At 65.6% G+C, this 11,084-nt stretch carries 11 protein-coding genes; 8 read left to right on the top strand and 3 right to left on the bottom strand.

Features of this window, described 5'->3' with window-relative positions; genetic code table 11:
• Positions 1 to 851, bottom strand: an 851-nt coding sequence (serA, locus tag PF446_RS06315) for a phosphoglycerate dehydrogenase (RefSeq protein WP_298070390.1), incomplete at its 3' end; no start/stop codon positions are given.
• 162 nt (positions 852 to 1,013) lie between these two features.
• On the opposite strand from serA, the gene PF446_RS06310 reads away from it, so the two are divergent.
• Together PF446_RS06310 and pip are read left to right on the top strand one after the other, a co-directional pair.
• Positions 1,014 to 2,396 carry an FAD-binding oxidoreductase gene (locus PF446_RS06310; RefSeq protein ID WP_298070389.1) on the top strand — a complete coding sequence of 461 codons (1,383 nt, stop codon included), beginning with the start codon at positions 1,014 to 1,016 and terminating at the stop codon, positions 2,394 to 2,396.
• A gap of 73 nt (positions 2,397 to 2,469) precedes the next feature.
• On the top strand, positions 2,470 to 3,432 hold the full coding sequence (pip, locus tag PF446_RS06305) for a prolyl aminopeptidase (protein ID WP_298070388.1): 963 nt from the start codon (positions 2,470 to 2,472) through the stop codon (positions 3,430 to 3,432).
• A gap of 60 nt (positions 3,433 to 3,492) precedes the next feature.
• Here the strand turns inward: pip and upp are convergent, their stop codons facing one another.
• Entirely contained in the window at positions 3,493 to 4,137 is a 645-nt protein-coding gene (upp, locus tag PF446_RS06300) for a uracil phosphoribosyltransferase (RefSeq protein WP_298070387.1), read from the bottom strand.
• Positions 4,138 to 4,295: 158 nt separating this feature from the next.
• Between upp and PF446_RS06295 the strand changes: the two genes are divergently transcribed.
• Entirely contained in the window at positions 4,296 to 5,567 is a 1,272-nt protein-coding gene (locus PF446_RS06295) for an MFS transporter (protein WP_298070386.1), read from the top strand.
• A gap of 73 nt (positions 5,568 to 5,640) precedes the next feature.
• Here the strand turns inward: PF446_RS06295 and PF446_RS06290 are convergent, their stop codons facing one another.
• Positions 5,641 to 7,143, bottom strand: coding sequence for an aminotransferase class III-fold pyridoxal phosphate-dependent enzyme (locus PF446_RS06290; RefSeq protein WP_298070385.1), 1,503 nt, complete (start codon positions 7,141 to 7,143; stop codon positions 5,641 to 5,643).
• A gap of 218 nt (positions 7,144 to 7,361) precedes the next feature.
• On the opposite strand from PF446_RS06290, the gene PF446_RS06285 reads away from it, so the two are divergent.
• The 5 genes from PF446_RS06285 to PF446_RS06265 all read left to right on the top strand — a co-directional run.
• On the top strand, positions 7,362 to 8,291 hold the full coding sequence (locus PF446_RS06285; protein WP_298070384.1) for an ABC transporter ATP-binding protein: 930 nt from the start codon (positions 7,362 to 7,364) through the stop codon (positions 8,289 to 8,291).
• A gap of 13 nt (positions 8,292 to 8,304) precedes the next feature.
• A complete protein-coding gene (locus tag PF446_RS06280) occupies positions 8,305 to 9,081 on the top strand; it encodes an ABC transporter permease (RefSeq protein WP_298070383.1) in 777 nt (258 codons plus the stop codon).
• 18 nt (positions 9,082 to 9,099) lie between these two features.
• On the top strand, positions 9,100 to 10,311 hold the full coding sequence (locus PF446_RS06275; protein ID WP_298070382.1) for a sensor histidine kinase: 1,212 nt from the start codon (positions 9,100 to 9,102) through the stop codon (positions 10,309 to 10,311).
• Positions 10,308 to 10,910: a response regulator transcription factor gene (locus PF446_RS06270; protein WP_298070381.1), complete on the top strand. Its 603-nt coding sequence runs from the start codon at positions 10,308 to 10,310 to the stop codon at positions 10,908 to 10,910. Before PF446_RS06275 ends, PF446_RS06270 begins: the two co-directional genes overlap by 4 nt.
• Positions 10,911 to 10,971: 61 nt before the next feature.
• Positions 10,972 to 11,084: S-adenosylmethionine:tRNA ribosyltransferase-isomerase (locus PF446_RS06265; RefSeq protein WP_298070391.1), on the top strand; the 113-nt coding region annotated here is incomplete at its 3' end.

The raw sequence follows: 11,084 nt of genomic DNA, 5'->3' as shown, positions 1-11,084 counted from the left end.
TCGAACGCGCGCAGCGGCGACACGAACTCGTCGCCCTTGCTCTTGGGTTCGACGGGAAACACGTCCACGGCGGCGCCCGCCAGATGTCCGCTGCGCAGCGCCTCGGCCAGCGCGTCGATCACCACCACGGTGCCGCGTGATGCGTTGATCAGTACGGCGCCCTGGCGCATGGCGGCGATCTGCCGTGCGCCGATCATGTCGCGGGTTTCCGGTGTTTGCGGCACGTGCAGGGTGACCATGTCCGAGGCGGCCAGCAGCGCGTCCAGGCTGTCGGCGGGGCTGGCGTTGCCCAGCGCCAGCTTGGGCTCGATGTCGTGATACAGCACGCGCATGCCCAGGCCCTCGGCCAGCACGCCAACCTGGGTGCCGATATGCCCGTAGCCGATGATGCCCAGGGTCTTGCCGCGGACCTCGTAGCTGCCGTCGGCTGATTTCATCCAGCCGCCGAGGTGACATGAGGCGTTGCGCTCGGGGATCCGGCGCATCAGCAGGATGGCCTCGGCCAGGACCAGTTCGGCCACGCTGCGGGTGTTGGAGTAGGGCGCGTTGAACACCGGGATGCCGCGCGCGCGTGCCGTATCCAGCCGCACCTGGTTGGTACCGATGCAGAAGCAGCCGATCGCGAACAGGCGTCGGGCGTGGGCGATGACTTCCTCGGTGAGCTGGGTGCGTGAGCGCAGGCCGACGATGTGTGCATCGGCGATGCGCTTGAGCAGTTCGTCTCCCGGCAGTGCCTTGTCGTGATGCTCGATGTTGGTGTAGCCGGCTTCGGTGAAAGCGTCCACCGCCTGCTGGCTGATGCCTTCAAGAAGCAGGATCTTGAGGTCTTCGCGTGGAAATGAGGTCTTCATGGGGGAGGCCGTGTGATGTGTTCTGGACGTGCCGTCCTGGCTGTCCGTCGAATTCACGACTATGCCAGAGCGCGGGTGGAGGCGGAAAGGATGCATCGTCGCAGGGCACCTCGCTCCGTCTGCCGTACACTCGGGACCTCATCCAAGACCCCACGATTGACCATGTCCGATCCCATTGCCGCATTGCGGGAGTTGCTGAGCGAGTCCCGTGTCCTTGAACAAGCCGATGACCTTGAGCATTACGGGCGCGACTGGACGCGTCAGTTTCCGCCGGCGCCACGGGCGGTGGTGCTGCCGGAAACCGTGGAGGAGGTGCAGGCCCTGGTGCGTTGGGCATGCGCGCACAGCATCGCATTGGTGCCTTCCGGCGGACGCACTGGCCTGTCCGGTGGTGCCGTGGCCATGCATGGCGAGGTGGTGCTCTGTATGGAACGGATGCATCGCATCCTCGATTTCGATCCGGTCGATCGCGTGCTGCATGTCGAGGCCGGCGTGGTCACCGAAGCATTGCAACAGGCCGCGCGTGAACATGGGCTTTACTACCCTGTGGATTTCGGCAGCCGCGGCTCCAGCCAGATCGGCGGCAACATCGCCACCAATGCCGGGGGCATCAAGGTGCTGCGTTACGGCATGACCCGCGACTGGGTGGCCAGCCTCAAGGTGGTCACCGGCAATGGTGATCTGCTGGAGCTGAATCGCGATCTGGTCAAGAACGCCACCGGGTACGATCTGCGGCACCTGATGATCGGCTCCGAGGGCACGCTGGGCGTGGTGGTCGAGGCTGGGATCCGGCTGACCGAGCCGCCGCCGGAATTGCGGGTGATGCTGTTGGCAGTGCCGGACATGGATGCGCTGATGCGCGTATTCGGGGTGCTGCGCGCGCGCCTTGCCCTGACCGCATTCGAGTTCTTCACCGAGCAAGCCATGGGCCATGTGCTGGCGCAGGGCGGACAACGGCCGTTCGAGGGCGAGGCGCCGTTCTACGTGCTGGCCGAGTTCGAGGCCCCTGACGAGCGTGCGCAAGAGGCGGCGCTGGCGGCCTTTGAAACAGCCGCCGACGAGGCTTGGGTCGTCGACGGCGTGATCAGCCAGAGCCAGGCGCAGGCCAGGCAGCTGTGGCACCTGCGCGAGGGCATCACCGAAAGCATTGCGCCGCATACGCCCTACAAAAACGACATTTCGGTACGCGTCTCACGAGTCGCACCGTTCATGGCCGACATGCAGTCGCTGTTCGATCGCGAATATCCGGATTTCGAAGTCGTGTGGTTCGGACATATCGGCGACGGCAACCTGCACATCGGCGTATTGCGTCCCGAGGACATGGCCATGGATTCCTTCACCGAGGCGTGTGGCCGCGTCACGGGTCTGTTGTGCGACGTGCTGGAAAAGCATGGCGGCAGTATTTCGGCCGAACACGGCGTCGGCTTGCTGAAAAAGCCGTATCTTGACCGCGTGCGCAGCCCACACGAGATCGCCCTGATGCGCCAGGTGAAGGCTGTGTTCGATCCGCACGGCATCCTCAATCCGGGCAAGGTCTTCGATTGACGCCATGCCGCGATGCATGACGCCATACGAACCAAGCCGTTATTCTTGCAGACTGTTGCTCACAGGAGCCCTCATGCACCAGCCGCTGCACACGCTGTATCCGGAAATCGAGCCCTATGCGACCGGCATGCTGCCGGTTTCGGAACTGCACACGTTGTACTACGAGCAGTGCGGCAATCCGCAAGGCAAGCCCGTGGTGTTCCTGCACGGAGGCCCTGGGGGTGGTTGCAACACGGAATCCCGGCGCTTCTTCGATCCCGAGGCCTACCGGATCATCCTGTTCGACCAACGCGGTTGCGGGCGCTCGACGCCGCACGCGGAACTGGCGCAGAACACCACCTGGCACCTGGTCGCCGACATCGAGCGGTTGCGCGAGCACCTGGGCGTGGAGCGTTGGCAGGTGTTCGGTGGTTCATGGGGTTCGACCCTGGCACTGGCCTATGCCGAGACGCATCCGGATCGAGTCACCGAAATGGTCCTGCGTGGCATCTTCATGCTGCGTCGCGAGGAACTGGAATGGTTTTACCAGAAGGGTGCGGACGCGCTTTACCCGGATACCTGGGAAACCTATTTGTCCGGGATCCCCGAGGTCGAGCGTGGCGACATGATGAGTGCCTACTACAGGCGATTGACCGACCCCGATCCCGAGGTGCGCATGGCGGCGGCCAAAACCTGGTCGGTATGGGAAGCAGGAGGCAGTTTCCTGCGACCGAACAGGGATTACATCGAGAGCGCCAGTGGCGACGCGTTTGCCAGCGCCTTCGCCCGCATCGAATGCCATTACTTTGTCCATGGAGGATTCTTCGAGCACGATGACCAGCTGTTGCGCAACGCCAAGCGATTGAGCGGCATTCCCGCGGTGATCGTGCAGGGCCGTTATGACATCGTCTGCCCGATGCGCAGCGCCTGGGACCTGCATCGGGCGTGGCCCGAGGCGGACCTGCGCGTCGTACAGGACGCCGGGCACTCATCCTTCGAGCCGGGCATCCTGCACGAGCTGATCGGGGCCACCGACCGTTACCGCGATCACGGTTGAGCGCCGTTCCGTCTGGTTTTACTTGCAGGCCCCGGATCCGACCGTGCTTTGTCGCAACACTCAGGCATCGCCGCGCGGTGGATGGGTGCCGAAAATGCGGTCTCCGGCGTCCCCCAGGCCGGGCAGGATGTAGCCGTGTTCGTTCAGTCGTTCGTCGATGGCGGCGGTGTAGATCTGCACATCCGGATGATCCGAGCGCAGGCGTGACAGTCCCTCAGGCGCGGCCACCAGTACCAGTACCTTGATGCGTCGGCAACCGGCCTGCTTGAGCATGTCCACGGTAGCGGCCATGGTGCCCGCCGTGGCCAGCATCGGGTCGATGATCAGCGCGGTGCGCTCGTCCATATGATCGGTCAACTTCTCGTAATAGGTGATCGGCTGCAGGGTGGTATCGTCACGCTGCAGGCCGACCACCCCGACCCTGGCCGCCGGGATCATCTCGAGCACCCCGGACAGCATGCCCAGGCCCGCGCGCAGGATCGGCACGATGGTGATCTGGTGTTCCTGGATGCGCTGTACCGAGAGTGGACCGGCCCAGCCGTCGATTGCCACCCTCACGGTTTCCAGGTCACGCGTGGCCTCGTAGGTCAGCAGCGCGGCGATCTCTGCGGCCAGTTCACGGAACTGTCGGGTGCTGGTGCCGACCTCGCGCATGAGGCCCAGCTTGTGGTGGATCAGGGGGTGGTCAACCTCGGTGACAGTCATGCCGGTGATCCTCGAAGGCGTTCGTGGGTGCGTGTGCAGGTCAAGAGCTTATCGCCGACGGCGCCGGCTGGCGACTCGACAGCGATCGGGTCACTGTATGACACTGGTCGGGGCTGAATCGGGGACAGTGGATGGCGGCAATGGAGGATAACGGAAGGGTGGCATTGCCGACCCGGCACGTGGCGGCAGTGACGGTGGGGAACGCCATCGAGTTCTACGATTTCGTGACTTACGCGTTCTTCGCGACCCAGATCGGGCATGCGTTTTTCCCCTCCGATAAACCCGGCGCCAGCTTGTTGGCCTCGCTGGCGACTTTTGGTGCCGGTTTCCTGACCCGGCCGCTGGGTGCATTCGTGATCGGGCGCATGGGCGACCGGGTCGGTCGCAAGCCGGCGATGCTGCTCTCTTTCACGCTGATCGGCATCGGCGTGATCGGACTGCCGCTGACGCCGACCTTTGCGCAGATCGGGGTGGCTGCGCCGATCCTGGTGGTGGGCTTCCGGTTGCTGCAGGGCTTTGCACTGGGCGGTGAGGTCGGGCCCAGCACGGCCTACATGATGGAGGCCGCGCCGGAACATCGGCGCGGCCTGTACATCTCGATGCAGGCCATGAGCGCGGATGCCGCGGTCCTGGTCGCGGGCCTGGTCGGTGTGGCGCTGGCCCATCTGCTGGGACCCGCTGCACTGAACGCCTGGGGCTGGCGCGTGGCGCTGCTGCTGGGCGCGGTGATCGTGCCGTTCGGCCTGGCGCTGCGCCGCTCGCTGGGCGAGACCCTGGACATGGAGGCCAAGTCGCAACCCCTGGCGCCGATCGAACGCAGGGCGTTCCGGCGTGTGGCCCTGCTCGGGTTGGTGCTGCTGGCTGCCGCGACCACCACCAACTATATCCTCGACTACATGACGACCTACGCGCATGCGACGCTTGGCATGTCCGAGCAACTGGCGCTGGGCGCCACGGCGGTGGTTGGACTGTGCGGGTTCATCTGCGATCCGATCAGCGGCTGGTTGTCCGACCGGTTCGGACGCAAGCCGGTGATGATGGTGCCGTGGCTGGTGCTGTTGCTGGCTATCTTCCCCGCTTTCCGATTCCTTTCGGTGTGGCGCGACGGGCCGGCCTTGTACACCACCTGCGCGGTGTTGGCCGTGGCTTCGACCCTGTCCACGGCCACGGTCCTGGTGGCGATCACCGAATCGCTGCCGCAGCGGGTGCGCTCGGGCGCGTTGGCCCTGATCTATGCTCTGGCCATCTCGGTGTTCGGTGGCTCGACCCAGTTCATCGTCGCCTGGTTGACCCGGTTCACCGGTGATCCGCTGGCCCCGGCCTGGTACATGATCGCTGGTGTGATCTTCGGCTTGCTGGCGATCCTGCAGATGCCGGAGACCGCGCCGGTGCGCCTGCGCGCGCGTGCTCTGGCGGAGGAAATCGCTTAGCGCCGACGTTGACGCATGAAAAAGGCGCGCCCGGATGCGGGCGCGCCTTTTTTTCCAGCGTTTTGCGGTTTGATCAGGCTGCTTCGGCGCTCTGCTTGCGCGGGCCCTTGAGCAAGGCCTGGCGCACGTGACCGATGATCAGGTCGACTTCTGCGCTGCTCACGTTGAAGTGCGGGGTGAAACGAAGCGAGTTGGTGCCGCCGTGGATCACGCCCAGCCCGTGCTCGCGCAGGTACTCCTCGGTGGAGTTGGCGCCGTAGCACTTGAATCGCGGATCCAGCTCGCAGGAGAACAGCAAACCGGTGCCCTGGACCTTGGTGATCAGGCCGCCCAGTTCGTCCTTGAGTGCGTTGAGCTTGTCCACGAATTCCCGCCCGCGCTCGCGGATGTTGCTGCGCAGCGCATCATCCAGTTGGGCCAGGGCGGCGCAGGCCACGTCCAGTGCGCGTGGATTGGCGGTCATGGTGTTGCCATACACGCCCTTGCGGTAGAGCTTGGCAGTGCGTTCGTTCACGGCCAGCACGGACAGCGGGTACTGGCCGCCGTTGAGGGCCTTGGAGAAGGTCTCCATGTCCGGGCCTTCCAGCTTCTCGAAGCCGGGATAATCGACCACCGAAAGCACGCCGTTGGTGCGCAGACCGGCCTGGATGGAGTCGACCAGCAGCAGGGTGCCGTGGGCCTTGGTCAGCTCGCGTGCGGCGGCGTAGAACTCCGGCGTCACGGCGCGGCCGGGATCGCCTTCGCCCATGACCGGTTCCAGGAACATCGCCTCGATGTGCCAGCCCTGCTTGTCGGCCTCGGCAAAGGCGTCGCGCAACTGCTGCACGTTGTAGGGTTCGACGATGATCAGCTGGTCGTTGTGATGCTTGAAGCTGGCCAGATACTTCAGGTACGTCGCCCGAGTGGAGTCCGAATACAGCGCGGGCAGCTCGGTGCGGCCATGGAAGGCGCCCTTGACGGCGATGCGCTTGACCCGGCGCCCGGCATGCTTGCCGCCCTCGTCGGTCATCTCCTTGGTGTTGACGTCGGCGAAGCGGCCGGCCAGTCCGACCGACTCGGAGCCGGAATTCAGGCACAGGTAGCGCGCGTACGGATTGCCATCCGGGCGGCTGTGGCCGATTTCCCTGTTCAGCGCCTGGGTGATGCGCATCTGCGCCAGGCTTGGGGTCATCACGTTGGCCATGACCTGCGGAGCGGCCAGGGCCTTGTCGATGGCCGGATTGTTGTGGCCAAAGCCGAGCATGCCGTAACCGCCGTTGTCATGGATCACGGCGCCCTTCAGGGTCACGATCCAGGGACCGCGGCCGGCTGCCGGAAGGTACGGGTTGATGGCGTCATCCGGGTAGAAGTTGATGAACCCGGCCTGCGCCTTCTGCAACTGTTCGTTCTCGTCCAGTTTCAGGAAATCGCCCAGCTCAGCGCGTAGCGCACGATGCCTGGTTGCGGCGTCCTCGATGGCGCCGGCCAGCATCGGGTCCGTCTTGGCGAAACCCTCGATGGTGGCGTCGTCCAGGCCCGTGGTCCGTGGCGTGCCGCCGAATTCGCGCATTTCGCGCAACAGGTCAATCGATCCCATGGCTGTCTCCTCAACTGGATGGGCAGCGCCGCGGCGCTCGAGGCCGGTAGTGGTGCGCTAAGTGGTTAACTGCAAAGGAAAATATCCTTCAACTATATCATGAGACGTGGTTTGGCGACACCCCCGCATGACGCCTGTCACCACGGATGCGTGATGGTGGCGACTGTTGCGGGGACGTCCCTCGGACGAAGATGGGTTCAACAACGAGGAGCGGCTCCATGAATGCACGGCAATCCAACGTGGCTGAACTGCACGGCGTCAGCAAACGCTATGGACGTATCCAGGCGCTGTCCGGCCTCGATCTGGAGGTGCGCAGTGGCGAACTGCTGGCCATGCTGGGGCCGAACGGCGCCGGCAAGAGCACCGGCATCGCATTGATGCTGGGGCTGATCCGACCCGACCAGGGGCGGGTCACGCTGTTCGGCATGGACCCGCAGTCCGTCGTCGCGCGGCGGCGCATCGGCGTGATGCTGCAGTCCGCGCAACTGCCCCTGACCCTTCGCGTTTCCGAATTGCTGCGCGTCACGGCCAGTTACTACCCTGCGCCGCGCAGCCGTGACGAATCGGCAAAGCTGGCCGGGGTCGAGGATCTGCTCAAGCGTCCCTACGGAAAGTTGTCGGGGGGGCAGCAGCGCCAGGTGCAGTTCGCGCTCTCGCTGTGCGGCCGTCCGCAACTGCTGTTCCTCGACGAGCCGAGCGTGGGCATGGACATCGAGGCCCGCCAGAAGCTGTGGCAGGCGATCCGTGCCCTGGTGGACGAAGGCTGTTCGGTGGTCCTGACCACACACTACCTGGAAGAGGCCGAGGCCCTTGCCGACCGCGTCAGCGTGATGTCGCATGGCCGCGAGATCCATGCCGGGACGGTCGATGCCATCCGCGCTCGCGTGGCGCTCAAGCGCATCCTCTGCACCAGTGCGCTCGACAGTGCACTGGTGGCGTCGTGGCCGTACGTGGCCGAGGCCGTCTCGGTCGAAGGACGCCTGCAGGTATCCACGGCCGAGGCCGAGCGGGTGGTTCGCGATCTGCTGGCCAGGGATCCCGGTCTGCGCGACCTGGAAGTGCGGCGTGCCGGCCTGGCCGAAGCCTTTACCGAACTGACCCGCGACGCCGACGCCGCGGAGGCCGATGCCAACCGCGAGGTGGCCTGAGATGGAGACTGCAATGACCGCGTCATCGATCACCACGCGGACCGACATGCCCGCTTCGCGCGTGCTGGGTGCCTACCTGGCCGAGATCCGCAGCGAATGCCTGCGCTACCTGCGCAACCCCGGCTTCATGCTGCCGATGACCCTGTTTTCCACCGTGTTCTACCTGATGTTCGGGGTGGTGATGAGTCCTCCGGGCGGCGAGGCCTCGCGTTATCTTCTGGCCAGCTACAGCGCGTTCGGCATCATGGGGCCGGGGCTGTTCGGGTTCGGCGTGTCGCTGGCGATCGAGCGCGACGGCGGGCTGCTGACACTCAAGCGCGCGCTGCCCATGCCGCCGGGCGCCTACCTGCTGGGCAAGATGGTGATGGCCATGGCCGCCGCCGGCGTGGTGGTGACGCTGCTGCTGCTGATCGGGGTGTTGGTGGCGCACGTGCCGCTGAGTGCGGGGCAGGTGGCCGCGATGCTGGCGATGGGCGTGTTCGGGGTGCTTCCGTTCTGTGCGCTGGGCATGTTCATCGGCACCCTGATCAAGGGCCAGGGCGCACCGGGCCTGCTCAACCTGGTCTACCTGCCGATGGCGTTCCTGTCCGGGCTGTGGATTCCATTGCGCATGATGCCCTCGATCCTCGGGCGCATCGCACCGGTCTGGCCCAGTTATCACCTGAATCAGATCGGGCAGCGCATCATGGGCCTGTCGCATGCGCCGATTCTGGGACACGTGCTGATCCTGCTGGTCGTGGCTGCGGTACTCTTCGGGCTGGCGGCGCGGCGCCTGCGCCGGCACGGCTGAATTGCGGGAGCGCGATACATGAACACCACACGCACCATGATCGGGCTGCCCGCCTTCCTGCGTCCGGCGCCGGACTCGATGGCGCGGTACATGCGCTGCAACGGCAGCAACCCCCGTCTGCATGCCCTGAACCTGCTGTGGTCGATATGGGTCTTCCTGACGCCGCTGTTCCAGCCGGTGCATGCCGCGTTCTGGTGGTCGCTGATCCTCGGCTACCCGGTATTCGCGCTGCTGTTTTTCCTGATCCACGTGCGGCCGTACCGGGAAACCAGTATCTTTGTCGCAGCCCTGACCCTGCTTGCCTGTGCTTCGGCTCCGTTCAATCCGAGTGCCTGGAGCTACGGCGTGTTCGCCTGCGTCTATGTGCCATACCACGGCTCCTTCCGCGAGAGCATCCTCAAGATCGCGCTGATCGAGCTGGTGCTGGCGCTGGAGGTCGTGTGGCTGGGCATGCCGTGGTTCGTGATCGTGATCCTGGTCGGTATCTGCACCAGTGCCAGTGCCGGCAGCCTGGCGGGGCGCATCAATGCCATCAAGAACACCACCCAGCGGCTGTCCCAGGACGAGGTCCGGCGCCTCGCGGCCACCGCCGAGCGCGAGCGTATCGGCCGTGACCTGCATGACCTGCTCGGCCATACGCTTTCGCTGATCACGCTCAAGCTCGAGTTGTCGCGCAAACTGTTCGACCGCGATCACGAGGGCGCGAAACGGGAGCTGCACGACGCGGAACACATCGCGCGCAAGGCCCTGGCCGAAGTCCGTTCGGCCGTGACCGGCATTCGTGCCACCGACCTGGCCGCCGAGCTGGCCTCGGCCCACCTGATGCTGGAGTCGAGCGGCGTGCGGATGGACTACGAATGGCCTGCCCTGGACCTGCCCGATGGCGTCGAGCCGACCTTGGCGCTGGTGCTGCGCGAGGCAGCCACCAACATCGCCCGCCATGCCCAGGCGCAAAATGCACGGGTCGTGATCCGGGAACAGAATGGGGCGCTCGAGTTGTTCATCGCCGACGACGGTCGCGGCGGTGTCGACGTCCACGGCAATGGCCTGCAGGGCATGCGCGAGCGCGTGCAGGCGCTGGGGGGCAAACTGGACATCGATTCGCCCCGCGGGCAGGGCACCACGCTGCGTGCGCGCTTGCCCCTGCCCAGCGCGCAGCGCACCGACGACACGGGCACCTGGTCCGGCGCGCTGGCGACGCCCGCGCACCTGATGGGGCGCGCGTCATGATCCGGGTCCTGCTGGCCGAGGATCAGGCGATGGTGCGCGGTGCGCTTGCCGCGCTGCTGGGCATGGAGCCGGACATCAGCGTGCTCGACTCGGTGGCCGACGGCGAAGCCGCCTGGCGGGAGCTACAGCGACTGAAGCCGGATCTCCTGGTCACCGACATCGAGATGCCCGGCCTCACCGGCCTGGAGCTGGCGCAGCGGATCAAGCGCCAGGACTTGCCGGTGAAGGTCGTGATCGTCACCACTTTCGCCCGCCCCGGCTTTCTGCGCCGGGCACTGGATGCGGGGGTGGTTGGCTACCTGCTCAAGGACGCACCGGCGGAAAAGCTGGCCGAAGCACTTCGCACCGTGCATCGTGGCGGTCGCGCCATCGACCCGGAACTGGCCATCGAGGCGTGGTCCGAGGCCGATCCCCTCAACGACCGCGAGCGCCAGGCGCTGCGGCTGGCCGGCGAGGGTCTCTCCGCGAGCGATATCGCTGCACACATGAATCTCTCGCACGGCACCGTGCGCAACTACCTGTCCGAGGCGATCGGCAAACTCGGCGTGGGCAACCGGATCGAGGCCCATCGGCTGGCGCGGCAGAAGGGCTGGTTGTGAAAGACCGGGTATCGGCGCGGGCAAACGCCCGATGACGACCTAGTATGCTTCCGGGTTTCCGATTTCCGATGTCCGTGCCGTGAAGAAAAGCGATTTTCATTTTGACCTGCCGCAGGCGCTGATCGCACAGGCGCCGCTCAAGGAGCGTTCGGCCAGCCGCATGCTGGTGCTGGA

The organism is Oleiagrimonas sp., from assembly GCF_027858935.1.
Lineage (GTDB): Bacteria > Pseudomonadota > Gammaproteobacteria > Xanthomonadales > Rhodanobacteraceae > Oleiagrimonas.
This window is presented reverse-complemented; position numbering and strand designations above follow the sequence as displayed.

What these genes read in the sequence shown, in the direction of transcription:
- PF446_RS06310 (WP_298070389.1), top strand. Translation starts at nt 1,014, where the DNA reads ATGTCCGATCCCATTGCCGCATTGCGGGAGTTGCTGAGCGAGTCCCGT.
- PF446_RS06285 (WP_298070384.1), top strand. Translation starts at nt 7,362, where the DNA reads ATGAATGCACGGCAATCCAACGTGGCTGAACTGCACGGCGTCAGCAAA.
- PF446_RS06270 (WP_298070381.1), top strand. Translation starts at nt 10,308, where the DNA reads ATGATCCGGGTCCTGCTGGCCGAGGATCAGGCGATGGTGCGCGGTGCG.
- PF446_RS06275 (WP_298070382.1), top strand. Translation starts at nt 9,100, where the DNA reads ATGAACACCACACGCACCATGATCGGGCTGCCCGCCTTCCTGCGTCCG.
- pip (WP_298070388.1), top strand. Translation starts at nt 2,470, where the DNA reads ATGCACCAGCCGCTGCACACGCTGTATCCGGAAATCGAGCCCTATGCG.
- PF446_RS06280 (WP_298070383.1), top strand. Translation starts at nt 8,305, where the DNA reads ATGACCGCGTCATCGATCACCACGCGGACCGACATGCCCGCTTCGCGC.
- PF446_RS06290 (WP_298070385.1), bottom strand. Translation starts at nt 7,143, where the DNA reads ATGGGATCGATTGACCTGTTGCGCGAAATGCGCGAATTCGGCGGCACG.
- upp (WP_298070387.1), bottom strand. Translation starts at nt 4,137, where the DNA reads ATGACTGTCACCGAGGTTGACCACCCCCTGATCCACCACAAGCTGGGC.